The following is a 26,400-nucleotide window of genomic DNA, read 5'->3' on the forward strand; positions in this document are numbered from 1 at the left end:
TACTCAAAATAGTATTAGTTGGTTAAAATAATTTGATGTTTATCAATTATTTTTCTCAAATTCATTAATGCATAACGCATTCTTCCTAGCGCCGTATTAATGCTAACGTCTGTCAATTCTGAGATTTCTTTAAAACTCATATCTTGATACATACGCATTACCAATACTTCTTTCTGATCATCCGGAAGCTCTTCAATTAGTTTTTTCAAGTCAATTTCAACTTGATCAAGAATCATTTTGCCTTCAATAGTCAGCGAATCATCAGACATTACAGAGAATATTGAAAACTCTTCTGTTTCTCTGTACATTGGCATCTTTTTGGTTTTACGAAAGTGATCTACAATTAAATTGTGAGATATACGCATTACCCAAGGCAAAAATTTACCTTCTTCGTTATAGGAATTACTTTTTAAGGTTTTGATCACCTTAATAAAAGTGTCTTGAAAAATATCATTTGAAATATCTCTATCGGCGATCTTAGAATATATGAAACCATATATTTTAGATTCATGCCTTTTAATTAATGTCGACAGCGCAACTTCATTGCCATCGATATAATTTTTGACTAACAGAGCGTCTGGAATGTGCAGATGAGCCATAATACTTACTTTTTTAGTTTTTTTAATTTGGAGTAATTTTCTAAAAAGTAATTTTATTGTATAGGCTTCTCTTTTTTTAGTTATGTTAATTAAGTCATCAAATTTAACAAATTATTATTTTAAAAAGCAAATAAAACACAGAATAATTAACAATAAAAACTTAAAAAATAGACACATAAGTTAATTTTTATTGGAAAAGTCCGTTAAATCATTAAATAATGTGCAGATAAAAAACAATAAAAAAAAAGACATAAATAACTTACAATTAAATACTTATAGTTATTTATATCTCTTTTATTAATTTTTTATTGATAAACGCGTACGTAGTCAACATAGTATTTTTGCGGAAAAATTTTATCATCAACTTCTGGTCCTCCAAAATTTCCACCAACTGCTAAATTGACAATAATATAAAAAGGTTTATCAAAAGGCCATGTATCTTCATTTTTAACTGGAGGATTAAATGTATAAACCAAAGTTTTGTCTACAAAAAAGTCCATTTTTTCTTTTGTCCATTCAATTGCGAACACGTGGTAACCCTCTTCAATATTAGGATATGGCGTTCTTTTAGTATTTATCGTGTTTCCGTGACTATCCTGAGTGTGCAAAGTAGTGTAAACCATTCCTGGATCACGCCCAATATATTCTAAAATATCAATTTCACCTGCTTTTGGCCAGTGAATTTCATCAATATTAGCACCTAGCATCCAGAATGCAGGCCAGATTCCCTGACCAACTGGCAATTTAGCTCTCGCTTCGATTCGGCCGTATTTAAATTCTTTTTTTCCTTTAGTTGTAATTTTAGTTGAAGTGTATTTAGCACCTTCTTTTCTAGCTTCTATAACTAAATTTCCGTCTTTAAATTCATGATTTGTTTTGGTATAAATTTGTCTTTCATTGTTTCCATAGCCACAAAGATTAGGACAACCGTCACCAAGTTCGAAATTCCAGTCTTTTTCATTTAATTCTTTTTTATTGAAATTTTCTTCCCAGACAAGCTTTCTTTTTACTTCCTGCGCAAAACAAGCACTACTGATTAACAGCAGTATAAACACTTTTTTCATAGTTTATTTTTAAATTTATAAAAATTGAAAAGGCCAGCCGAAACTGACCTTCTCATTTCATTCTTACTAATTAATTTATATTCTATTGATATACTCTTACATAATCGATCTCCATAGAAGATTGTGTGAAAGCTGCATCAATATTGCCGCCAAAATTACCTCCCATAGCAACATTCAAAATTAAGAAAAAGTCTTTGTTGAAAGGTAAACTCGCATCATTAGGAACCGAATGAATTAATTCATTATCTACATATATTTTTACTGCCTCAGGACTCCAAATAGTTTTATAAATATGAAATTCTGTAGAAACATTTGCGATTGTTTTAGAACCTGTATTGGCTGTTCCGCCGAAATGTCCAGGATAATGAAGTGTGCCATGAATTACATTCTGGCTGTTTCCTACATGTTCCATAATATCTATTTCTCCACATGCTGGCCAGGCATTTGTTGCATAATTTGCACCAAGCATCCAGATTGCCGGCCAAGTTCCGCCTCCAATTGGAAGTTTTGCACGAACCTCGACTTTTCCATACGTAAATTTATATTTACCTTCAGATTTCAATCGGGCTGAAGAATAATCTGCTCCGCCAGAAGCTTCTTTTTTAGCCGTAATTTTTAAATTACCACCCTGAACAATTATGTTTGTTGACGAATTAGTATAATTCTGTTTTTCATTATTTCCCCATCCGTTATCGCCACGTCCTAAATCATAAACCCATTTTGAAGCATCTGGTGCTCCATCAGTATTAAATTCATCTGACCAAACTAAATTCGTATAATCTTTATCTGGCGTTGTTGGGTTTTGCGTTGGTTTTGTAGTCGTAAAAATATGATACCAAGCCAATGATGCATTTCCGCCCATAACGGCTCTAACAACCATTCTGTTTGCTGTAATCGATAAGATCTCGTATGAACTCTGACCAATATAGTAACCCATAAATCCGTTATCAGAGAAATTCATCATTGTTCCTCTTGTTTGCGTTGCATGATTTGGATTTTGCATTACAACAGATTCTGAAGGACTCAACGAAACTGTTTTCTTTCCTGAAGTGTCATAAGCCAAACAAGCATCAGATCCTGAGCTTCCTCCTCCTACACTTTCAAAAGCGGCGTTGAAGAATGTTGCCCCACCATTGTTTAACTGGAATTTAAGCTGACCACCTTCAAGAGAGAAGGTCAATTCGTTTTCGTATAAACAACTACTAGTTGGTGAACCTGCTTTTTCCCAAGCTCCAGCCTGATAATAGTTTCCGAAGTAATTTTTAGTAGCATCTCCGTCATTTTGACCAACTCCTAAATGTCCTGCTTCTGAAGCCGACCAATACCATTTTTTAGAAGTACCACCAGTCAAGAATTGTACAGCTTCGGCATCACTAAAATCACTTTTAACCGTAACATCAGTTGTAGTAGTGCTACTCACTCCTCCTTTTCCAGAAGCGATTATTGTTACTGTATAGGTATTAACTCCGGTTTTTGTAAAACGTTTTGTTATTACTCCGTTTGGCGCATTGTCTGATGTTCCGTCACTGTACACGTATTTGTATGATATTGCATCATCTGCTGTAGCTGTAAATTTTACAGTTCCTGAGCCGTCTCCGTTTGGAGCTGTGGCAGTTTTACCAATAATCTCGGCCGTAACCTTAAGATTTGTTGGTGAATCTATTGATCCAAAAGTAAAATCGTCTTTTTGACAACCCGTCATCAAGAGAATCGTAAATATGGATACTATTTTTATAATTATATTTTTGCTCATGATTTCTTATATTAATTGGATTGTTTTATGTCGTCAAAATAATAAGTCGCTCCCGTTCCTGATTGTCCAAAATCTGGAAACAAAATTACTCTGTCATATTTAATGCTCGAATCAAAACTCGCGGCACTTGTAAGATCAAAAGTTAAAATCTGCCAGGCATTCGCTACTGTAGTTGATGCATGTACTTCAAAATTAACGCTTGGATTTCCGTTTCCGTCTTTTGGAGAAGTCGAAAGCTCCATTTTGTATAAGATATCAGCGCCAACTTTAGGGGACCAAACAGCTACTTTTACTTTAGTTCCTTTTGAAAAATCTGGTGAAGCATCAAGATTTAAGCTTGCTCCTGCCCAAGTTTCTGCACCTGATTTTTTTTCCAATTTAACCACTTTATCAGATACGTTCGATCCGGTTTTATCAGGATTTGTTGTCATAGAAGCAATAACATTTCCGAAACCTCCCCAATTATAAGTCAAGTTTGCTGATTCAAAATCAATAGGCAATGCAATTGATTCTGCAGGTGCTTTATAGAAATAGATATTATCAATAAATACTGTTCCTCCAGCCCAAGGCGTTCCAACAAATTTCAGTTGGAAAATTTTATCCACTGTTAATCCCTGGCTTGTAAATGCCGAAATTGGGATATCAATACTCGTCCATTGATTTGCTGTAAGATCTTTTACTACAGGTTTTTCCGAAGGCCCAGTCTGAATCAATGAAGTTTCAATTTTTTGTAAATCAGCTGTCCAGACATCAAAGTGTAAATATTCCATTTTTGAAACATCAATTGTTACGTTGTCTGCCAATGCTATTCCTTGGTAGCTTAATTTGATATAATTCAACATTTTATCGCCGTTTAAATCAAATTCTGCCCAGCTGCTTCCTTGTCCTGCCTGACCCCAATCTGGGAAATAGTTTGTTCCTGCAACATTCGTGTATTTGGTACCGTAAATCGAAATAACATCTGCCGGTTGTCTGTTTGGAGGCGTTGGCGCTGATGCTGAAGGCGCTACAACCAATTTGGCAGTAACCTGAGCTGTATATTCAGTTGTTTTGATTGCAGCACTTTTAGAAACTACACGAACTGTATACACACCAGCTTCTTTATACGTATAAGAAACCGATTCTCCATTGTTTGCCGAAATTGGATCTGGTTTTCCAGCTTCTCCAAAATAAACATCATAAAACAAAGCAAAATCTGCTGTTGCTTTAACCGTTACTTTTTTAGATACTGATAAATCGTTTGTTATTTCAACCACCAAGTTTTCCGGAGCTCTAAATGAAACCACAACATCATGTGTTACTTCGGTTGTTTTTCCGTTCACATTCATCGCTGTAATTTTCGATTTATACGTTCCTTCTTTATACGTATGTGTTACTGTACCGCCTGAAGGAATATAAACTGATTCTGTACTTCCATCTCCAAAATTGATTTTATACTGTGTTGCTCCTTCTCCCGTAGGTATAAAAGTCACTTTTCCGGTATTATCCTGCGTAACGGTTGTCAATGCCGAAACATTCGTCGGCGCTGCTACACTTTCTAAGTCAACATCAAGAGCATCATCGTTTGCGCAAGCCATCAGCGTTGCCAAAACGAAAAGATTTAATATTAAATATATTTTTTTCATAATTGTATTTTTTTAGTATCCAGGATTTTGTTGCCAGTTTCCGTTTGCAAATTGAATTTCTTCTATTGGAAGCGGAAATAATTCGTTTTTATTCGCTGTAAAACCAGGAATTTTTCCAACAGCTTTTCCAGTTCTTACCAAATCAAAGAAACGATGTCCTTCACCAAAAAGCTCCACTCTTCTTTCAGCATAAATAAAATCAGTTAAAGCTTGTCCAGAAGCTGTTACATCGTGATTATTATCTCCAAAAGCGCGTCTTCTCACCTGATTTAAATACTCTCTTGCTTTTGCGTCATTGTTTCCTGCACGACTGTAAGATTCGGCTGCCATCAACAAAACATCTGCATAACGAATAGCTCTGTAGTTGTTTGGATTTGTTAAATTCAAATCTCCAGCTGCAGCTGAACTTCTTTTTCTTGGAATGTATTTTCTGTTGAAATATCCTGTGTCTTCATTTCCTTTTCCGTAGCTCACGCCTTTTCCTCCATCATAATTAGTATTTGCAGCAGCAAAAGCAGCAATATCTAAAATAGCAACATCTTTACGTTTATCACCTGCTTCAAAAGCATCTGCACTTTCTTTTGTTGGAACATTAAAACTAAATCCTGAAGAGAAAAGTGGTCCTGAAAAATTTCTCACACCGCTAAATCCAACGGCTACGTTACCTTCACTACATTGCAAACAGCCAAATCCAGCTCCTTCAACATCTGTGTATTGTACTTCAAAAACAGATTCAGCATTATTTTCTCCATCCATTTCAAAAATGGAATTGTAATCGTTAACTAAAGAATATTTACCTGAAGTAATTACACCGTCAAGGGCAGTTGCTGCCTGCGCAAATTTGTTTTCATATAAATACGCTTTTCCCAGAAGTGCCAAAGCAGCTCCTTTTGTTGCGCGTCCTTTTTGAGATGCAATTGGAGATAAATTAGCAGCCGCAAAAGTTAAATCAGCTTCGATAGAAGCAAAAACCTCTTCCTTACTTGATCGCGGGATTGTTTTTTCATCTCCAATTTTAAACCTCGCATCGCCTTTCATTGGTATACCACCAAACCATTTCACTAACTCAAACTGGTAGTATGCTCTTAAAAAACGTGCTTCGGCTATAATTTGTGCTTTTCCTTGAAAATCAGTTTTATCTTTAAATTCAAGAATGTAATTTGCTCTTTGAACTCCGGCAAACATCCAATTCCAGATATCTCTTAAATTGCTATTTACAGGTGTATGAATCATGTCGTCAATCTGCTGCCAACCAATTACGTCAGTTGGACTTTCCCCGCCACATAATGTATTATCAGAAGCAATTTCTCCTAATATGACATTTGCATACGAAGCTTGCAATAGATCATATGCAGCAATAAGCGCCTGATCATAATCTGCTTTTGAGTTGAAATAATTCTCAGAATCAATAGAATATTCTGGTGTAGGATCTACGAACTCATCCGAACAAGAAATACATAAAGTCGAAAACAGAGTAAGCGTTATAACGGTTGTATATAAATATTTTTTCATTTTAATTGAAATTAAAAATTAAGGTTAAGTCCCATTAAATAGGTTCTTGGAATTGGATAGAAACCGTAATCGATTCCTGCACCAATAGGAGACTGAGAAACATTATCACGATTTCCCGGACCAAATGAAGCACCAGGATCAAAACCTTTATACTTTGTAAATGTGTATAAATTATTTACCCCAACATAAAGTCTTAATTTCGTAAATCCCGCTTTTTGAGCCACATTTGAATTAAGAGAATATCCTAATTGAATATTTTGGATTCTGAAATAAGAAGCATCTTCTACAAAATAATCAGAAAAGACATTGTTTGCAGTTGCTCCAGTTGTTACTCTAGGCGTTGAATTTGTTGATCCTTCACCTGTCCATCTGTCTAAAACATAATTTAAACGATTGGCGTCAGAAAGTGTTCTTTCGTAATTACGAACCATATCATTTCCTACAGAAGCAAAAGAATACATGGCAAAATCAACATTTTTGTAATTCATTTGGATATTGAAACCCATTGTAGCAGATGGAATTGGGTCGCCAATATTGGTTTTATCATTTGTATCGATTTTTCCATCTCCATTTACGTCAACATAACGAAGATCACCTGGAGCAGCATTTGCGCCTAAAGCAAGTTGAGATGGATGTGCATCGATTTCTGCCTGATTTTGGAAAATTCCATCTGTTTTATATCCGTAGAAATATCCTATTGGTTTTCCAACTTCCATACGTGAAGGCGCTGGCTGACCAACACCAAAAGCACCGCCTTCGATAAATCCTGTACCATTGTTAACTTCTTGTACAACATTTTTAAGGAACGTAACATTATAACTTACCGCAAAATTGAAATTATCTGAGAATTTATCTTTGTAATCAATTGCAAATTCAAAACCTGAATTTTTAACCGATCCAGCATTTAAAGTTGGAGCACTTGCGCCCGGAGCGCCTGTTCCGTTAATTCCTGAAACTGGAATATTTGGCACCAATAAATCTTTCCTGACATCATTGAAATAATCAGCAACGATATACACTTTCTCGTTTAAGATTTTCATATCCAAACCAACATCGAATTTTTTCGCTTCTTCCCATTTTAAGTCCGGATTTGGAACCTGTCCTGTTGAACTTCCATTTACAATTGCACCGTCAAAAACATAGGTCGCTTCACCGTTCAAAAGTCCTAAATAACCATAATTCGGAATCTGATCATTTCCTAACGTTCCGTAACTAGCTCTTAGTTTTAAGAAATTGATAAACTTAGGCTCTCCAAAAAATTCTTCCTTAGAAACAATCCATCCACCAGTAACAGATGAAAAATATCCGATTTTATTTCCTGGACCAAATTTAGTCGAAGCATCACGACGGGTCATTCCAGACAATAAATATTTCTCTTTATAATCGTATTGAAGTCTTGCATAATAAGACAACCTTCTTTGGTCATAATTATAAGAACTGTTTGTAAGTGTTTCTGAGATTCCTTTGGTTAAAGAAATATCAGCAAATTGCCATGAGTTATTTGGAACATCGAAACCCGTTGCTGTAAGTCCGTTACCCCATTCTTTAAAGATTGTTGTACCTAGAGTTCCAGTAATATTGTGAGCCTCGGCAATTTTTGTTGTATAAGTCCCATAAAGGTCAAATGAATAATTGTTATCATTTACTGCACCTTGAGTAACCGAACTTCTTTGTACATCAAAAACTTTTCCACCGTAGCTTATTTGTGGTGCAAAACTTTTTGATTCACTGTTTGAAGTATTAAAACCAATAGCACTAGACAATGTAAATCCTTTAAAGATTTTATAATCCAGTCCAAAGTTTCCGTTTATTTTTTTATAATTATAATCGTTATATGAATTTGCAATTTGCGCCAGCGGATTAATAATTTCATTTCCTAATCCCGTAGTGTTTGGCACAAGCGTAAAACTGCCATCTGCATTATATGGACTTAAAGTCGCCGGAACGTTTAACGCATTAAACAAGACAGATCCAAGGCCGTTTTCATTTAATGTTCTTCTGGTGAAATAAGTATAGATCACATTTGTTCTCAACTTGATTTTGCTGCTTAAATCAGCACCTAAACCAATTCTTGCTGTATTTCTCAAATAGCCTGATTTATCGCCACCAACAATTCCTTCTTGGTCTAAATGCGATCCACTGATAGAATAAGTAATGTTTTCTGAACCTCCAGAGATTGTCAAATCGTTATTAATAATAGGAGCTCCTTTCTGGAAAACTTCATCTTGCCAGTTTGTGCCTTTTCCTAGTCCGCTTACATTTGGATAAGGAAGTGGTTTTCCTCCATTGGCATAACTTTCATTTAATAAAAGTGCGTATTCTGTAGCATTTAAAGTTGGAAGTTTCCTAGATGTTTCCTGAAAACCAGCATAACTGTTGAATGAAACTTTTGTTTTGGAGTTCTTTTTACCCATTTTGGTAGTTACCAAAATAATTCCGTTTGCACCAATTGTTCCGTAAATTGCGGCCTGAGCATCTTTTAAAACAGTAATGGTTTCAATGTCATTTGGATTTAACAAACTAAAATCTCCCACATACCCATCAATAATTGCAGTTGGCGAATTTTGTCCGTTTGTAGCAATACCACGAATACGAATATCTAATCCCGCACCTGGCGCACCAGACTGTGTGGTTACATTCACACCCGAAACTGTTCCCTGTAAAGCCTGTTCAATTCTTGCTGGTTTCAAGATGTCCAGTGTTTTACTATCAACAACTGATACTGCTCCGGTAATTTCTCTTTTTTTCTGAGTACCGTAACCAATAACAACAACTTCTTCGAGTGATTTTGCGTCATCGGCCATTTTTACAGTCATTTTAGTTCCAGAAACTGCAATTTCCTGCGTTCTGTAACCTATATAACTGAATACAATTAAAGATCCTTTTGGAACTCCGGTTAACTTAAAAGATCCGTCAAAGTCTGTGGTTGTACTTTGCGACGAACTTTTAACTTTTACATTTACGCCAGGCAATGATAATCCTGACCCATCTACTACCGTTCCGCTTACATCATAGGATTGCGCAAAGGCAAATGATGTACACAACAATAGTACAATTAGTAACAATTTCGATTTCATAATTAGTTAGTTTTTATTGAAAGATAAATTTATTCGTTCCGATTAGGAATCCAATAAATTTAACCTCAACAAAAAACATACATCACAAAAAAAATGCAACTAAATTCAACATATCGCAAAAAATATCTCGAATTAACTAATATGTACGAATGTTAATTTTCTTAACATTTACATTACAAAATCCTTTCAAATGCAGAATGTTGTGGTAATGTATAGTTTTTTTGCGCCATTTTTTGCGCTACTATACAGCCAAAATATATTCAACTAAACCGATTTCGTGCTGCAAATCCATTTTTTTACGCAAACGATATCTTTTTATTTCAACACTTCTCACAGAAATATTAAATAATGGCGCTATTTCTTTTGAAGAAAGATTCAAGCGAAGATACGCACACAAACGAAGGTCATTTGGAGTCAAAAGAGGATGTAATTGTTTGATGCGTTTTAAGAAATCTTTATCCGCATTATCAAAAGCTTCCTTAAAAACATTCCAGGAATCTTCTTCTGTAATATTTTTGTTAATCGTGCTAATTACCGATTTGATGTTTTTACCTTCACCTGTTTTCTGCAAATCTTCTTTAATAAAAGCGAGCAATTCATTTTTGCTGTTCAAACTCATCGTTGAAACTGCCAATTCTCTGCTTTTTGTATCCACATCCTGAGAAAGTTGTTCGTTTCTGAGTTTCATCAATTGCTGTTCGTTTTCTAATTCTTTGATTTCAAGCAAAAGATTATTCTCTTCAATTAATTTTTCTTTTTGTTTCTGATAATAATTTCTGTAGGCCTTATTAATGAAGTAAGCGATTGCAAGCAGTAACAGAAAATAAATAAAAACAGCCAGATTGGTTAAATACCAAGGTTTTAAAACTACAAAAGTATAAACAGCAGTATTTTCAAGAATGCTATTGGCATATTTCGCGCGAACTTTAAACGTATATTTTCCGGGAGAAAGATTCTTAAAATTAACCGTCGCTTTTGTACTCCATTCACTCCATTCATTCTGAAAACCTTCCAATAAATATTGATACTCTGTATTGATATATTTATTGTATTCCGGAACGGTATAATTCAGTGTTATATTATTATCGTTTGAATTAAAGCTTCCTTCCTCCTGAATTGGAACATCTTTTAAGACTTCATTTTGTTTGTTAATCGCAATATCCGTGATATGAACACTATAATTCTTAAAAACTAAATCATCGATATTTAAAGTATAATAGCCATCTGTTGTACCAATTAAATAATTAGATTTAGAAATCTGTGTAATATTCTCATAACCGAGCATTGAATTTGTCAACGAGGCCGGAATAGGAATTACATTTTGCTTTAACTGATTACTTAGCTTACTAGCCGAGAAATAATGAATATAATTTTTTGAGAAAAGCCATATTTTGTTCGAATTATCGACAATTAATTTACCCGATGTATATTCATCTTTTTCAAAAATCGAACTCAAAACAGGATCTTTTTCAAATTGTTTTGTTTTTGAATTCAGTTTAAAAATTCCGCCTTTAAAAGCATAATAAATTGAATTATTAAACTTCGTCAAACTCGCACGTGTTCCATTTTTAGGCGATTTATAAGTATAAAAACCATTTGTTTTCTGTAATAAATTATCAAGTTTCAATCTAAAAATACCCTTGTATTCATGACTTACATAGATTTCTAAATGATTTGAAATTTCAAAATAGCGTGAAGAATAATCAAATCCTTGAATTTTATTCCGAAATACCCATTGATTGTTTATTTTTTCTAAAACCGAAATCCCGTAGTAATTACCCTGAAACAAAAGATTTTTATAGTTTGGAACTGGTTCAAATTTCCATGTTCCGGACGCAGCGAAAATATTTCTGGCCGTATCATTTACCACAACAAATGTTCCCGAATCATGGCCGCAGAAAAGCGTATCCTCATAAACAAAAAGCGACCAAACCTGACCTTTTGTTCCGTTTATAAATTTAAAATCACTGTTGCTGTGAAGCGGTCTGTAAAAAAGTCCCTGATTTGTTCCAACATACAAAACCCCTTTATAAACTGCCGAAGCGTAAACCGTTCCTAAAACACCCGAATCATCAGTAAAACTGTGCACCGGCGATTGCATGTTAATACAATTAATTCCGTTATCAAGTCCTGCCCACAAATTCTGATCTTTATCTTCAAAAAGTGACAAAGCTGTATTGTTACTCAATCCTTTACTCTGCGAAAGATGGTATTTTAGTTTTCCTTTATCAGATAAAATAAAAATTCCGTTCGAAACCGTTCCCAAAGCAAAACTTCCATTCTGAAGTCGCTGGCTACTATAAACAAAACTCGATTTTAATTCCGAATCAACATCAGTCAAAAAAGGCGTTAATGTATTTCCAACGAGTTTATACATTCCGTCAAGCTGCGTTTGAATCAACAAACCATCATCAAGGGTAAAAATATTGGCAATCGTAAACTTTTTAAGAATTGGATTATCCGAAACTAACTTTGCTTTTCCGCTTTCAATTTCAAAAAGCCCTTCTTTCATAGTTTGAAAATAAATGGCATTTTTTGGCGCAAAGGATTTAATTACACCATTTTTTGGCGCAATAATTTTGAATTGTCCCGTTTTAGTATCGTAAATATAAATGCGGTTAAGCGACTGAAATAAAATCCATTGATCGTATTTTAAGATGTTCCAAAATTGTTCATCATCCAGAATTTTGTTTTTGATTGCATCACTTAAGGACTTGTATTTCAGTTTTCCATCTGCATTTCTTATCCAGTAGCCAAAATTCATGTAAGTTCCCGTATAAATCTTATTCCCAATTACTTTTACAGAACGCAAAATCGTTTCGTTTGGCGCTGGATACAACTGCCAATTTGTTCCATTATATTCTAAAAGTCCATCATTATTAGCGAAATACAGGTAATTTTGATCATCCTGCGAAATCATCCAACTTTGATTTCCAGCGCCATAAACTGCTGAAGAATATTTAATAATTGGCGGAAATTCCTGCGCGGACAGGAAAAAACTCATTAAAATAAACAAGGCAGAAAGTTTTGTTTTCAAATCTATCGGGGTATTAATTTATTACAAAAACACTTCTAAAATAGCTTATTTTATATTGAAACAACAAGTTTTTAGTAAAAAAAGCATCAATGCCAGAAACGAAGCTTAACTTATTGAATTAGTTAAAATTTGGAACAATCTCCTTAACTAAACTCAATTTAAATTTGATTACTTTTGTAAAAATTGACTTTTTTTATGCAAATTGATCTTTCTACACTCGACCCAAAACAAAATATAATCATTAAAGGAGCACAGGTACATAATCTAAAAAATGTAGATGTTGCCATTCCGAGAAATAAACTTGTTGTGATTACAGGGCTTTCAGGATCAGGAAAATCCAGTTTGGCATTTGATACTTTGTACGCCGAAGGACAGCGTCGTTATGTAGAAAGTTTATCATCATATGCGCGTCAGTTTTTAGGACGTTTAGACAAACCAAAAGTTGAATACATAAAAGGTATTGCGCCTGCAATTGCAATTGAGCAAAAAGTAAATACTACAAATGCTCGTTCAACCGTTGGAACATCAACTGAGATTTACGATTACATCAAACTTTTATATGCCAGAATTGGGCGTACATTTTCTCCAATTTCTGGACAAGAAGTCAAAAAAAATACGGTTAGCGATGTTATTTCAGATGTAAAATCATTAGAAATAGACAGCAAATGGCTTTTATTGGCTCCTATTCATTTAGAAGAAGGGCGACAGCTTGAAGACAAACTAAAAGTACTTTTACAGCAAGGTTTTGCACGTATTTTAGTTGATAATGAAATGGTTCGTCTGGATGATTTTACAGCTTCAGAAATGCATTCACTAGACAATAAAGACATATTATTAATTATTGACCGTATTGTTGTAAAGGAAGAAGAAGAATTCTACAATCGTCTGGCTGATGCGGTACAGACTGCTTTTTTTGAAGGAAAAGGAATTTGTTTTCTCCAGGAATTAGGTTCAGAAAAACGTTTTTCATATTCCAATAATTTTGAACTAGACGGCATTACATTTTTAGAGCCAAATGTTCATTTGTTCAGTTTCAATAATCCGTATGGCGCTTGCCCGGTTTGTGAAGGCTACGGAAATATCATTGGTATTGACGCCGATTTAGTAGTTCCAAATACTTCCTTATCTGTTTTTGAAAGTGCAATTTATCCTTGGCGCGGCGAAAGTATGAGTTGGTACAAAGATGAATTTGTAAAACATGCCTACAAATTTGATTTTCCAATTCATAAACCTTATTTCCAGTTGACAGATGATCAAAAAGATTTGATTTGGAAAGGAAATCAGTATTTTCAAGGATTAAATGATTTCTTCAGAGAATTAGAAGAAAAGAATTATAAAATACAAAACCGCGTAATGTTATCGCGTTACCGCGGAAAAACGAAATGCCATGCTTGTCGCGGAAGACGTCTTCGCGAAGAAGCTTCATACGTAAAAATCAATGGCAAAACGGTTTCAGAATTAGTTGATTTGCCAATCAGACATTTGGTCACTTTTTTCAAAAACATTGAGTTAAACGTGTATGAAACCCAAATTGCGAAACGTTTAATGATTGAAATTAATAATCGTTTATCTTTTTTGACAGAAGTTGGTTTAGATTATCTGACGTTAAATCGAAATTCGTCAACGTTATCGGGAGGTGAATCACAGCGTATCAATCTTGCAACTTCTTTAGGAAGCAGTTTGGTGGGATCAATGTATATTTTAGACGAACCGAGTATTGGTCTGCATCCAAAAGATTCTGAACGACTTATTAAAGTTTTACTTTCACTTCGTGATTTAGGAAATACAGTAATTGTCGTTGAACATGATGAAGATATCATGAAAGCAGCCGATATGATTATTGATATTGGTCCGGAAGCAGGAACTTTTGGAGGAAAACTTGTAGCACAAGGAACTTATCCGGAAATATTAAAATCGGATTCATTGACTTCAAAATATCTGAATGGTGATCTGGAAATTTCTGTTCCGAAAAAAAGGCGAAAATTCAAAAATCACATTGACATTATTGGCGCAAGAGAAAACAATTTAAAAAATATTGATGTTACTTTTCCACTTGATATTTTAACAGTTGTCACAGGAGTTTCTGGAAGCGGAAAAAGTACTTTGATCAAAAAGATTTTGTTTCCTGCCATGCAGAAAAAATTGGAAAACGCTGCCGAAAAAGCAGGTCAGTTTAGTGAAATAAAAGGCTCTTTTTCTCAAATCAAACATATTGAATATGTTGATCAAAACCCGATTGGAAGAAGCTCTCGATCAAACCCTGTAACCTACATCAAAGCCTATGATGATATTCGAGATTTGTATGCAAAAGAAAAATTATCAAAAATAAGAGGTTATCAGGCCAAACATTTTTCATTTAATGTTGATGGAGGCCGTTGCGAAACTTGTAAAGGAGAAGGCTCTATAAACGTTGAAATGGTTTTCATGGCCGATGTTTCTCTGCCGTGTGAAACGTGTAGTGGAAAACGATTCAAAAAAGAGATTTTAGAAGTTACTTTTGACAACCAAAACATCAACGATATTCTGACTATGACTATTGATGATGCAATTGCTTTTTTTGAAAAAAACAAACAGTCTAAAATCACTCAAAAATTACAGCCTTTACAGGATGTTGGTTTAGGATATGTCCAATTAGGGCAATCCTCTTCTACTCTTTCTGGTGGTGAGGCACAACGTATTAAATTAGCTTCGTTCTTAGTTAAAGGAGCAACAAAAGACAAAGCTTTATTTGTATTTGATGAACCAACAACAGGTTTGCATTTTCATGATATTAAAAAATTATTGGCTTCATTTGATGCTTTAATTGAAAAAGGACATTCTATTATTGTAATTGAACACAATCTCGATTTAATAAAGTGCGCTGACTGGATTATTGATCTTGGTCCTGAAGGTGGCGAAAATGGAGGACATTTATTAGCCGCAGGAACTCCCGAAGATATTGTAAAAGTAAAAGAATCTGTTACTGGCGTTTATTTAAAAGACAAACTTTAAAAAATGCTTATGCAGTGAGCATATCGTAAAATACAAAACAGCCATATGTAACCATATGGCTGCTTTTTTTTAAAGTTACTTCTGCTTATAACTTATGGCGTAAAACCTATAGCATCAAGCGACTAAACATCTTTCTTCAAAAGGAACACCATCTTCATCGATGGCAACCAATATTTTTTTCTGCTTTGAAGCTTCTAAAGTAAGATAAAGCCATGCAAACGACCACAATCCTAAAGTCAAGCAAAAAATAATAAAATTCAAACCATGATTTACCGCTTTTCCTCCTTTTGAAAGTACTGCAAAAAGCAATTCATCATTTCTCTCTTCTAGTATAAATCCATTATGAACTTTGTTTGAGATCATATTAGAAAATACTTGTAAGCTTTGTTCTTGACTAAGTGGATTGCCTTTCATAATCATTAATTAATTTAAAATATTAATTTATACTACTACAACTACTTAACACATTTCAGGTTCTGAAAAGTATTTCAATCTCAATAAAACACAAATCAGCTAACATTATTGCTTAATGAACGATTTTTTTTATCATTCTCAATAAAGTATTGCTAAATTCTTAGCTAAAGTTAGTTTTAATAAAATTAATCTCAAAGAAAAACAGTGTTAAAGTTTTAAACTTAACTTCTTATTATCAATAACTTAACCAATATTTCCAACTATAAAAACTTAAAACTCTATATTTAAACTTTTGTAAGTATTATAAAACAACAAAATCGGCCAATAAAATTATTGGCCGAGAATTATTTATAGTGCTAATTTTAATAAAAAAGAAGTTAGATTTTAATTCCGATTTTCCTGAATAAGCCATCAATCACCTTATTAATATCAGGCGAAATTTTAAATTTATAATTCAGATATACATATAAAATCGTAACCAAAATAGATTTCAAAGCAATACTGATTAATTGAAAAAAGGGAAATTCCCAGAAATAAAAAACTAAAAACAAGGCAAAAGTCAGCAATGCTGAATAAACTGTTTCTTTTGTAAAAGGATATAAATGCAATTTTTTAACCACAAAAAGCAATTTTGCCAAACTGTACAGAGTGATAGACAACAGAGTCGCAAATGCAGATCCGAAAATTCCAAAAATTGGAATAAAAATCATATTTAGAATCACGGTCAAAACCACAAGCATCAAACCTAAATATAACACCATTCGGTAATATTTGGTATTGAAAATAATCGCATTGTTGTTTCCTAAAATCAAATCAAAATATTTTGACAATCCAATCATGAACACAACTGCAATACCGCCACTATATTCTTTTGGAACTAATTCATAAAGCTGGCTGATATTCACAAAAATACACAGCATTACAAACCCTCCAACCATCTGCAAATTGATTGATGTTTTTTTGTAAAGCGAATTCAATTCGTCATGTTTATTCTCATGCATCAATTTAGCAGTAATTGGATAAACAATTTGGTGCATGGCACGGCTTGGAACCGAAATTACCAAAGCAATATAGGTTGCTACAGAATAATAAGCGATATTTTCAATTTTCATGTATTGATTCAGCATCAATTTATCACCATCTAAAAGCAAATTAGCAACACTTCCTGACAAGATAATGTAAAATGTATATTCCATTACGGCTTTTACATTTTCTGGAATTGAAATCTGGAAATTTGGTCTTTTAATGTAAAATGCATAAAACATTGTGATCATAAAAGCCAGAAAATAGATTGCAGCTGTAACATAGACAAACTGAACCAATGAAATCCATTTAAAATACAAGCCGATTAAAGCAATCGTCGAAAGCAGTCTTAAACCGACTTCTTTTATAAAATTTCCAAAAACAGAATGCATATGAACTCTTGCCCAAGCATAAAAAATCTCAAAATAAGCCATACAAATTCCAATAAACGGAATCAGGTACATAAACTCTTTTACAACAGGATTTTCTTTTGAAACAAAAGCTGTAATATCATCAAAAAAGAAGATTCCGATAAGCCCTAATGGAATACACATTAAAATTGGAAAAAGAGCTGTAAACGATAAAAATTGTTCCCTTTCTTCTTCGGTTTTATACTGTGAGTAGAATTTGACCAAAGTGTTTTGCATTCCGATAGCAAACAAAGGCATAATAACATTCGCAGCCGACGTAATATAATTCGTTAAAGCATAATAAGTTGCGCCCAAAAAAACAGGATACAAATAAAGTGTATTAATGGCTCCAATTGCGAAACCTATATAAGTTATGATTGTGTTTTTAAAAGACTGATTTAAGACAATACCCATTTCTTGAGTTTAGATGTAGATTTTTATGAATTACTTTTTAATCAGCTGTGCTAACTTTTTTGTTAGGTTTTTTCGGGAATATTGCTGTAAACCAATACCATTGGCTTGTAATTTTCCTTCCAAAAATTGATTATAAAAGTCCAAAATTACACTTTTTAATTTCGCTTTTTCAGAATAATCAAAAAATACTCCAGTATTTGTCTGTGTAACAATATCTGCGAAGTCAGAACCTTTTGGTCCAATCGCAATTATTGGTCGGTTTGAGACCATATATTCAAATAATTTTCCAGGAATAATACTTTTTGTATCGTCTGAATTAATTTCGATTAAAAGCAAAACCTGAGATTTTCTTTGGTGTTCAACAGCTTCTTTATGAGAAACGTAACCAACTAAATTCAAATAATGATTTAATTGATTTTCATTTAAAGCATCTAAAACTTCTTGACTTACAGCTCCAATAAGTTTAATTTCTAAATGAGTTTTAAACTCTGGAACCTCTTGCAGCAATTCAACTAAAACTTCCCACAAAAAAGGCGGATTTCTATCAGATAAAAAAGAACCAATATGTGCTAAAGTAAATTTACTGTCTAAAGTTTGTTTATCAACTGTTTCAACATCATAACCGTTTGTAATTACCGTGATTGGTTTATTGGTAATTGCCTCAAATTCGGTCTTTGTAGTTTTGCTTGTTACAATAATTTCATCTGCTGAATTAAGAACTTTATGTTCTAAATTTTTATGCTTTTTTTCAGCATAGGTTGATAAACGAAGCGCTTTGTGATAACCAATTGTTGTCCAAGGGTCTCGGAAATCGGCGAACCATTTTACGCTTAATTTTTGTTGCAACTCTAAACCAATCAAGTGCAAACTATGCGGCGGTCCAGAAGTTACAATGGTATCGATATTATTCTCTTTAATATATTTTTCAAGATAAGAAATGGAAGGTTTCACCCAAAAAACTCGTGCGTCTGGAATAAAAAGATTACCACGAATCCAAAGAAAAGTTTTATCTAAAAATGTTTGCTTTTTTTTATGTGGAAAAATTCCAGAACTGATTTTCTTGGTTTTATTTTTTGAAAATATAGAAGCCAATTGATAAGGCTCCCATATTTTATTTTTAAGAATAATTACTTTATCTGAAATTTCTTTTACCAATCCTTCGTCGACAATTGGATAAGTCGGATTTTCAGGAATATAAACTATTGGCTGAATATCAAATTCAGGTAAATATTTTACAAATTTCAACCAACGCTGTACGCCTGGCCCTCCTGCTGGCGGGAAGTAATACGTAATTATTAAGAGCTTTTTTTGTTCCAAGAAAAATGGATTTAATATTTAAAAGTTGTACCGAGATTAAACGGATTGATTATTATCAAACAATTTCTTTCTCTCAAAATAAACACCTCCAATTAAAAGCAAAAACATTCCAATTGAACTAACCAGAGTAATTGTTCCTCCTGTTTTGATTACCTGAGGTTCAAATTTAAACTCTATTGTATGTTTTCCACCAGGAATTTCCATTGCTCTTAAAACATAATCAACAGGGAAATGATCTGTCAACTGACCGTCAACATAAGCATTCCATCCATTTTTATAATACATTTCAGAGAAAACAGCTAAACCGTCATTCTTGTTATCAGACTGATATTTAATATAATTCGGCTTGTATTCAACAACTTTAATCGTTCCGGTTGTATCCCATTGTTTTTTCATAAGAGCGTTTTTAAACTTCGTTTCATGTTCATGAACGTTAAAAACAGCTACCTGCTTAGTGTCTATATGATCTAAAGCTTTCATAACATCATCTGGTTTGTTTACCAATTTTACAGTACTTACAAACCAAGCATTTCCGTTTGCTTCTGGATTTATTGTTGGAATCTGATTTCCTTCTTTATCAACCTGAATTACATACTTAACATTTAACATATTAAGTATTTCTAAATTATTTTTTGCAATTTGATAATCATACAATTGCTGCATTCTTCTTGGTCTAACAGCACTGTAACCACCAATAGTTTTATGGAAATAAGAAGATCTTCCCTGCAATTGTCCTTGTAAATCAAATACACGATAAATTGATTTATCCTCTAGAATTTTAGTATCGGCTGGAGTTTCCTGAAAAGGAGCTGCGATTTGAACAGGACTCACAAAATCTTTTGCTGAAACATATTTTTTATCTACAAAAAACAAATCAAAAATCATTAAAATTCCAACAATAATCAATGCAGTAGTCTGCGAAAATTTATTTTTAATAAATAGCCATAAAACCCCAAAAGTAACCACAATAAAAAAACCGGAACGTAATAAATCTGCAGAATAAAGACTCTTTCTATCTTCAACTAACGCATCAATAAAAGCTTGCCCGTATGCTTCCAAATAACTCTTATCACTCATTCCGGTAAAATGGAAGAAACTTTTAGCACAAACTAAAATCAACAAAATCCCAAGTCCAAAAACCGCTGTTTGAATTAATGCTTTTTGCTGTAATTTAGGTTCATCTTTTGCTTTAAAAAATGACTGTAGCCCCATAACTGCCAAAACTGGAAAACACAATTCAAGAATTACCTGAATTGATGATACAGCTCTAAACTTATCATACATTGGAACATATTCAATGAAGAAATCAGTCAATAATGAAAAATTCTTACCCCAAGAAAGAACCAAAGTAAATAATGCTCCTGAAAGAAAAACGTATTTTATTTTTCGGTCATCAACAAACAATGCTAAAACGGCTAAAAAGAAAACTACTACTCCAATATAAGCGGGCGCAGAAACAATTGGCTGGTCTCCCCAATAAGTCGGCATTCCAGAAACAAAATCCTGAGCCTGATCTGAAGGAACGCCTTGTTCCATCATAAACGAATACATACGGCTGTCTGTACCTACATTTTCATGACTTGAACCTCCAAAAATTCTTGGTGCAATTAAATTTAAACTCTCTGCAATTCCATAACTATATTCAGTAATATAATCTGTTGTCATTGCTGCGGTTGTCTCGTTTTTGGTTCCGTCAGGATTAAAAGTCAGCTCGCTTTTATCACGAATACTATATTTAGCATATTCACTTGTTGCTAATAAATTTCCAGCATTAGCACCAATAGCAAAAATTCCAGCTACAGCTAAAGTTCCAATCGAAATTAAAAGCGGTTTGTATTCTTTGTCTTTTATAAAAGTAAAAGCGTAATAACCTGAAAGAATCAATAAGAAAATCAATAAATAATAGGTCATTTGAAAATGATTGGCATTTACTTCCAACGCAACCGCAAACATGGTGAGCAAACCTCCCCAAATGTATTTTTTCTGAAAAACAAGTATAAATCCGGCGATAACAAGAGGCATATAAGCAATCGCATGCGCTTTTGCGTTATGTCCAACACCAAGAATGATAATCAAATAAGTAGAAAATCCAAACGCAATCGCACCAATAAATGCTTTTAACGGATCTGTTTTTAGTACTAATAACAATCCATAAAAGCCTAAGAAATATAAAAATAGATAATCTGCAGGACGAGGCAGAAAACGAAGTACATCATCTATTTTACCCACAAAATCGTATGGATAATTAGCTCCCAACTGGTAAGTTGGCATTCCTCCAAAAGCAGAATTTGTCCAATAGGGTTCAGCGTGTTCAGCAGCTCTGAAGTCGTTTTGCTCTTTTGCCATTCCGGTGTATTGAGCAATATCTGACTGGAAAATTTGTTTTCCTTGCAGAACTGGATAAAAATAAATTAATGAAACGAGAATAAAACCCAATACAACAAGGGCGTGCGGAATGAACTTATTTACTATTTTCAATTTTGGCAGGTTTGGTTAAATGATGAATCCTATTTTATCAGGATACAAACTTAATCTATTTCTTCGTAATCAACATAATCACCCACTTTTTTGGTTTCGCGAGGATTTTTTGCATTAGCAGTGTTGATGATTATCTCATCATTGTTGTTATTTTGAGTTCTTTGCCAAGAATTATCCTGGCTGTATTGTTGTTGTCTCTGAAAATTTTCGCCTGCTTTTTCAACCGCTTTTTTCACCAATACTGGCAAAAAGATTCTAGCTAAAAATTTAAAAATATAATAAAACGCAATGATCCACATTATCGTTTTAAACAAATTTGTAAAAGATGCTTCTTGCATAACTATATAATTTTTGCCAAAATTAGTAAATCCGCTGTTTAAAATTAAAATATCAATCTTAAATAAATAATAAAATATAGTACATTTGAAATGCGTTATAACTTTTTAATCCAAAAATACATTTATGTTAAAAATTAAAAAATTATTTATCACAGCTCTTTTTCTTGTGCCCCATTTCTTTTTCGGACAATATACTGATGTCATAAATTCTAACCGTCCCGGCGAAACCATGTCGGCATATGCCGTAGGGAAAACAGTAATTCAGGCTGAATTAGGCATTTACGGAATCAAAGAAAAACACGATTTACTTGATTATGATGCCAGCGGTTTCGGAACCGATTTCACGCTTCGATATGGTGCTTTTCTGGAACAATTAGAATTTATTCTTGATGTTCAATATCAAATGGAAAACTTTGATACTCCATACACTAGTTACAAAAAAAACGATTTCAGACAAACCGTTTTAGGAGCGAAATATTTAATTTACGATCCTTATAAAAATTATAAAAAGGAAGCCAATATATACAGCTACAAAGCAAATCATTCTTTTAACTGGCGTGAATTAATTCCGGCAGTTTCTATATTTGCAGGAGCAAATTTTGTTGGGGCCGACAATCCTTATTATTTTTCTCCACAAAGTGCCATTTCTCCAAAAGTAGCTTTGGTTACCCAAAATTTATTCGGCGGAGGAAGATGGGTTTTTGTAACAAATATTATTGCAGATTATATTGGAACAGATTACCCAAGTTACGGATATGTGCTAACTTTGACCCATGGATTTAACGATAAATGGTCAGGGTTTATTGAAAATCAAGGCTACAAAAGCGATTTTTACAGTGATGCAATTGTTCGTGGCGGTGCAGCTTATCTTCTTTCATCAAATATGCAGGTGGATGCCTCTATAAGCACAAATTTTAAAAATACTCCTTCATTATTATATGGCGGAATTGGAGTTTCCTGGCGTTATGATGGTTGGTATAAAGAAAAATTGACGGCAATCAAAAGCAAGGAAAAAGCAGATAAGAACTCTGACAACAAGAAAGAAATTGATTATCAAGAAAAAGAAAGAAAACGAAAATCTAAATACGAATAAATTTTATAACTAAGTCTCTTCAAAAAAGAGAAACTTATACTCCAACTTAATGATCACAATAAAAGAAGCCAAAACCAAAAAAGAATTAACCGAATATATAAAATTCCCCTTTTCACTTTATAAGGACAGTCCTTATTGGGTACCTCCTATTATTGCTGATGAATTGGAATCTTTTGATAAAACCAAAAACCCGGCTTTTGATAATGCAGAGGCTTATTTTTATATCGCATATAAAAATAATGAACCTGTTGGACGCATAACCGCTATCATTAATTGGGCTGAAGTTAATAATCAGCACAAAAGAAAAGTACGTTTTGGCTGGTTTGATATTATTGATGATATTGAAGTAACTAAAGCTTTGCTTGAAAAAGTTTTTGAATTAGGTCGAAAACACAATTTAGAACACGCTGAGGGCCCAATGGGTTTTTCAAATTTAGATAAAGTTGGTGTATTGACGGAAGGTTACGACCAAGTTGGAACTATGATTACATGGTACAATCATCCTTATTATGTCACGCATCTTGAACAATTAGGTTTTCAGGTAGAAAAAGAATATATCGAAAGTATTTTCCCTTTTTCGAATGTAAAACCAGAGTTTTTTCAGAAAGCTGTGGAGCTAATCAAAAAACGTTACGGAGTAAGATCCCTAAATTTTACTAAAACAAAAGACATTATGCCTCACGTAGACAAAATGTTTGATTTGTTTAATGAATCTTATGAGAAACTAGCCTCTTTCGTCGCTATTTCAGATGTTCAGAAAGAATATTTTAAAAAGAAATACATCAGTTTCATCAATCCTGAATACATTAAGTTTATTGTCGATAAAGATGATAATTTGGTAGCTTTTAGTATTGTAATGCCAAGTTTTACGGAAGCTTTGCAAAAAATAAAAGGAAAATTGTTTCCGTTTGGCTTTCTCCAATTGTTGAAGGCTAAAAAACACAGTAAAGATGTTGTTTTTTACTTAATTGGCGTTCATCCTGATTATCAGAATAAAGGCGTTACGGCATTAATTTTTGACGAATATTACAAGACTTTTTCAGAAAAAGGAATTAGAAATTGCATCCGAACTCCTGAATTATTAGAAAATAATGCGATTCATTTATTATGGAAAAACTTTGATCCAAAAATTCACTGCCAAAGAAAAACGTATTTGAAGAACTTATAAAAATAATCAGAGAACAGTTTTTAATGATCAGTTTCATATAAAAAAAATCCATTCGCCCCAAACGAATGGATTTTTCAATTTATAAACTATATTTATTCTACTTTACAGTCAACTTTAATCAAGGTATTTTTTGCATCAAATTTTAATTTCGATTTATCTTTAAAAGTAACTCTATCATTTGTTGAAACCACATCACCATATCCTTCAATTAAAGCTCCGTCTTTTTGCAGAAAAACAACTTCTCTTACAGATGAAACTCCTTCAGATAAAAACGTATAATCGCCAACTAAAGTATCACCTTTCATATTACCAACTAAGGTTCCTTCGTTTTTATCTTTTCCAGTTAAATTATAACTTAGTTTTCCATTAACTTCTTGATGGGAATTGACATTAAAACTTATTAAAATTATATTTCCATTTTGTCGGGAAGCATAACATTGATCACCTGCGGGTTCTACTAATTCGGCATCTTTTGGCGCTTTTGGCTCAATTTGAACTGGTTCAGTATCAGTTGCTTTTTTACAAGAAACCAAAATCGTCAAAACTAAAGCCGATATTGCTATTACTTTTTTCATAATTTGTCATTTTTATTTTGTTGATTATGATATAAAGTTAGCTCAAATAAAAAAAATCCATTCGTAGAACAAATGGATTTTTTTACATAATTCCCACTTCTGAGAATTTAATTTTATAAGTACTTATGAAACGTCAACAGTTGTACGTTCTGCAATTTCTTTATAAGTTCCGTTAACTAATTTCTCGCGAATTGCTTCAAAAGCAGTTAAAGTTTCCTCAATATCAGCAAGAGTATGAGAAGCTGTTGGGATCATTCTCAACAAAATAATTCCTTTTGGAATAACTGGATAAACAACAATCGAAAGGAAAATACCGTAGTTTTCTCTCAAATCATTTACCATTACCATTGCCTCAGGAATACTTCCTTCTAAATAAACTGGTGTAATACAAGTATTTGTATCTCCAATATTGAATCCTTTTTCTTTAAGACCGTTTTGCAATGCATTTACGTTTTCCCAAAGCTTGTCTTTAATTGCAGAAGAATTACGCAACAATTCTAAACGCTTTAATGAACCAATTGTCTGAATCATTGGCAACGCTTTTGCAAACATTTGAGAACGCAAGTTGTATTTTAAATAATCAATTACCGTTTTATCAGCTGCCACAAAAGCACCAATATTAGCCATAGATTTTGCAAAAGTAGAGAAGTAAACATCGATATCATCTTGAACTCCCTGCTCTTCTCCAGCTCCGGCACCTGTTTTACCAAGTGTACCAAAACCGTGTGCATCATCAACTAATAAACGGAAATTGTATTTTTGCTTCATAGCAACAATTTCTTTCAATTTCCCCTGCTGTCCGCGCATTCCAAAAACACCTTCAGTAATAAATAAGATACCTCCTCCTGTTTCTTCGGCCATTTTAGTAGCACGCTGCAGGTTTTTTTCCATACTTTCAAGATCATTGTGTTTGTATGTAAAACGTTTCCCCATATGCAAACGAACACCATCAATGATACAAGCATGTGAATCAACATCATATACAATGATGTCATTTTTTGTTACCAAAGCATCAATGATCGAAACCATTCCCTGGTAACCAAAATTCAATAAATAAGCAGATTCTTTCATTACGAAATCAGCCAATTCATTTTCTAATTGTTCGTGATACGTTGTGTGTCCAGACATCATACGAGCTCCCATTGGATAAGCGGCACCAAACTGAATTGCGGCATCTGTATCTGCTTTACGAACCTCTGGATGATTAGCTAAACCTAAATAATCATTTAAACTCCAGTTTAAAATATTCTTTCCGTGAAATGTCATTCTAGGACCCAACTCACCCTCTAACTTTGGGAAAACATAGTAGCCCTCTGCTTGAGAAGCCCATTTTCCTAAAGGTCCTTTATTGTCCTGAATTCTCTCGAATAAATCTTTTACCATAATATAGTGTAGTAATAATTTTAACTTAATCAGCGAGCAAAAATAATCATTATTAATTTAAAATGAAGAACCTCAATTATTTTTATTGAAAATAATTCATCTGACTATATTTAACAAGACAAATAATAC

17 protein-coding genes are annotated in these 26,400 nt (G+C 33.4%); 3 read left to right on the top strand and 14 right to left on the bottom strand.

The features are described from left to right. Positions 1 to 14 precede the first annotated feature (14 nt). The 7 genes from ACWA1B_RS08175 to ACWA1B_RS08205 all read right to left on the bottom strand — a co-directional run bounded on the left by ACWA1B_RS08175 (position 15) and on the right by ACWA1B_RS08205 (position 12,667). Positions 15 to 599, bottom strand: coding sequence for an RNA polymerase sigma factor (locus ACWA1B_RS08175; protein WP_035648741.1), 585 nt, complete (start codon positions 597 to 599; stop codon positions 15 to 17). Positions 600 to 904: 305 nt separating this feature from the next. After that, complete coding sequence (locus tag ACWA1B_RS08180; protein ID WP_456905792.1) at positions 905 to 1,663, bottom strand: glycoside hydrolase family 16 protein; 759 nt, start codon at positions 1,661 to 1,663, stop codon at positions 905 to 907. A gap of 82 nt (positions 1,664 to 1,745) precedes the next feature. Then, a complete protein-coding gene (locus ACWA1B_RS08185) occupies positions 1,746 to 3,416 on the bottom strand; it encodes a glycoside hydrolase family 16 protein (protein ID WP_456905794.1) in 1,671 nt (556 codons plus the stop codon). A gap of 11 nt (positions 3,417 to 3,427) precedes the next feature. Next, entirely contained in the window at positions 3,428 to 5,041 is a 1,614-nt protein-coding gene (locus tag ACWA1B_RS08190; RefSeq protein WP_456905796.1) for a PKD domain-containing protein, read from the bottom strand. A 12-nt stretch (positions 5,042 to 5,053) separates the two neighbouring features. Further along, positions 5,054 to 6,553, bottom strand: coding sequence for a RagB/SusD family nutrient uptake outer membrane protein (locus ACWA1B_RS08195; protein WP_456905798.1), 1,500 nt, complete (start codon positions 6,551 to 6,553; stop codon positions 5,054 to 5,056). Between the two features lie 11 nt (positions 6,554 to 6,564). Next, complete coding sequence (locus ACWA1B_RS08200; RefSeq protein WP_456905800.1) at positions 6,565 to 9,630, bottom strand: SusC/RagA family TonB-linked outer membrane protein; 3,066 nt, start codon at positions 9,628 to 9,630, stop codon at positions 6,565 to 6,567. Positions 9,631 to 9,871: 241 nt separating this feature from the next. Continuing rightward, positions 9,872 to 12,667 (bottom strand): helix-turn-helix and ligand-binding sensor domain-containing protein, encoded by a 2,796-nt coding sequence (locus ACWA1B_RS08205; RefSeq protein ID WP_456905802.1) that lies wholly within the window; start codon positions 12,665 to 12,667, stop codon positions 9,872 to 9,874. A gap of 195 nt (positions 12,668 to 12,862) precedes the next feature. On the opposite strand from ACWA1B_RS08205, the gene uvrA reads away from it, so the two are divergent. After that, positions 12,863 to 15,658, top strand: a complete 2,796-nt coding sequence (uvrA, locus tag ACWA1B_RS08210) for an excinuclease ABC subunit UvrA (RefSeq protein ID WP_456905804.1) — start codon at positions 12,863 to 12,865, stop codon at positions 15,656 to 15,658. A 114-nt stretch (positions 15,659 to 15,772) separates the two neighbouring features. On the opposite strand, the gene ACWA1B_RS08215 is transcribed toward uvrA, so the two are convergent. From ACWA1B_RS08215 to ACWA1B_RS08235, 5 genes are all read right to left on the bottom strand, one after another. Continuing rightward, complete coding sequence (locus ACWA1B_RS08215) at positions 15,773 to 16,072, bottom strand: hypothetical protein (RefSeq protein WP_035648759.1); 300 nt, start codon at positions 16,070 to 16,072, stop codon at positions 15,773 to 15,775. 377 nt (positions 16,073 to 16,449) lie between these two features. Then, a complete protein-coding gene (locus ACWA1B_RS08220) occupies positions 16,450 to 17,919 on the bottom strand; it encodes a lipopolysaccharide biosynthesis protein (protein WP_456905807.1) in 1,470 nt (489 codons plus the stop codon). Between the two features lie 30 nt (positions 17,920 to 17,949). Then, positions 17,950 to 19,236 (bottom strand): glycosyltransferase family 4 protein, encoded by a 1,287-nt coding sequence (locus ACWA1B_RS08225; protein WP_456905809.1) that lies wholly within the window; start codon positions 19,234 to 19,236, stop codon positions 17,950 to 17,952. Between the two features lie 36 nt (positions 19,237 to 19,272). Next, complete coding sequence (locus tag ACWA1B_RS08230; protein ID WP_456905811.1) at positions 19,273 to 21,714, bottom strand: YfhO family protein; 2,442 nt, start codon at positions 21,712 to 21,714, stop codon at positions 19,273 to 19,275. A 50-nt stretch (positions 21,715 to 21,764) separates the two neighbouring features. Next, complete coding sequence (locus ACWA1B_RS08235) at positions 21,765 to 22,052, bottom strand: DUF4834 family protein (RefSeq protein WP_026729181.1); 288 nt, start codon at positions 22,050 to 22,052, stop codon at positions 21,765 to 21,767. A 124-nt stretch (positions 22,053 to 22,176) separates the two neighbouring features. On the opposite strand from ACWA1B_RS08235, the gene ACWA1B_RS08240 reads away from it, so the two are divergent. Both ACWA1B_RS08240 and ACWA1B_RS08245 read left to right on the top strand, forming a co-directional pair. Further along, entirely contained in the window at positions 22,177 to 23,145 is a 969-nt protein-coding gene (locus tag ACWA1B_RS08240; RefSeq protein ID WP_456905813.1) for a transporter, read from the top strand. Positions 23,146 to 23,194: 49 nt separating this feature from the next. Next, positions 23,195 to 24,313, top strand: coding sequence for a GTP cyclohydrolase (locus tag ACWA1B_RS08245; RefSeq protein ID WP_456905815.1), 1,119 nt, complete (start codon positions 23,195 to 23,197; stop codon positions 24,311 to 24,313). A 92-nt stretch (positions 24,314 to 24,405) separates the two neighbouring features. On the opposite strand, the gene ACWA1B_RS08250 is transcribed toward ACWA1B_RS08245, so the two are convergent. Together ACWA1B_RS08250 and ACWA1B_RS08255 are read right to left on the bottom strand one after the other, a co-directional pair. Continuing rightward, a complete protein-coding gene (locus tag ACWA1B_RS08250; RefSeq protein ID WP_456905817.1) occupies positions 24,406 to 24,888 on the bottom strand; it encodes a hypothetical protein in 483 nt (160 codons plus the stop codon). 123 nt (positions 24,889 to 25,011) lie between these two features. After that, positions 25,012 to 26,271, bottom strand: a complete 1,260-nt coding sequence (locus ACWA1B_RS08255) for an aminotransferase class I/II-fold pyridoxal phosphate-dependent enzyme (protein WP_456905819.1) — start codon at positions 26,269 to 26,271, stop codon at positions 25,012 to 25,014. Positions 26,272 to 26,400 lie beyond the last annotated feature (129 nt).

This window comes from Flavobacterium xizangense, assembly GCF_054075145.1.

Excerpts from the sequence above, each read along its gene's own strand:
- ACWA1B_RS08220 (WP_456905807.1), bottom strand. The coding sequence starts at position 17,919 with ATGGGTATTGTCTTAAATCAGTCTTTTAAAAACACAATCATAACTTAT.
- ACWA1B_RS08255 (WP_456905819.1), bottom strand. The coding sequence starts at position 26,271 with ATGGTAAAAGATTTATTCGAGAGAATTCAGGACAATAAAGGACCTTTA.
- ACWA1B_RS08200 (WP_456905800.1), bottom strand. The coding sequence starts at position 9,630 with ATGAAATCGAAATTGTTACTAATTGTACTATTGTTGTGTACATCATTT.
- ACWA1B_RS08235 (WP_026729181.1), bottom strand. The coding sequence starts at position 22,052 with ATGCAAGAAGCATCTTTTACAAATTTGTTTAAAACGATAATGTGGATC.
- uvrA (WP_456905804.1), top strand. The coding sequence starts at position 12,863 with ATGCAAATTGATCTTTCTACACTCGACCCAAAACAAAATATAATCATT.
- ACWA1B_RS08240 (WP_456905813.1), top strand. The coding sequence starts at position 22,177 with ATGTTAAAAATTAAAAAATTATTTATCACAGCTCTTTTTCTTGTGCCC.
- ACWA1B_RS08250 (WP_456905817.1), bottom strand. The coding sequence starts at position 24,888 with ATGAAAAAAGTAATAGCAATATCGGCTTTAGTTTTGACGATTTTGGTT.
- ACWA1B_RS08195 (WP_456905798.1), bottom strand. The coding sequence starts at position 6,553 with ATGAAAAAATATTTATATACAACCGTTATAACGCTTACTCTGTTTTCG.
- ACWA1B_RS08190 (WP_456905796.1), bottom strand. The coding sequence starts at position 5,041 with ATGAAAAAAATATATTTAATATTAAATCTTTTCGTTTTGGCAACGCTG.
- ACWA1B_RS08175 (WP_035648741.1), bottom strand. The coding sequence starts at position 599 with ATGGCTCATCTGCACATTCCAGACGCTCTGTTAGTCAAAAATTATATC.
- ACWA1B_RS08185 (WP_456905794.1), bottom strand. The coding sequence starts at position 3,416 with ATGAGCAAAAATATAATTATAAAAATAGTATCCATATTTACGATTCTC.
- ACWA1B_RS08245 (WP_456905815.1), top strand. The coding sequence starts at position 23,195 with ATGATCACAATAAAAGAAGCCAAAACCAAAAAAGAATTAACCGAATAT.
- ACWA1B_RS08215 (WP_035648759.1), bottom strand. The coding sequence starts at position 16,072 with ATGAAAGGCAATCCACTTAGTCAAGAACAAAGCTTACAAGTATTTTCT.
- ACWA1B_RS08180 (WP_456905792.1), bottom strand. The coding sequence starts at position 1,663 with ATGAAAAAAGTGTTTATACTGCTGTTAATCAGTAGTGCTTGTTTTGCG.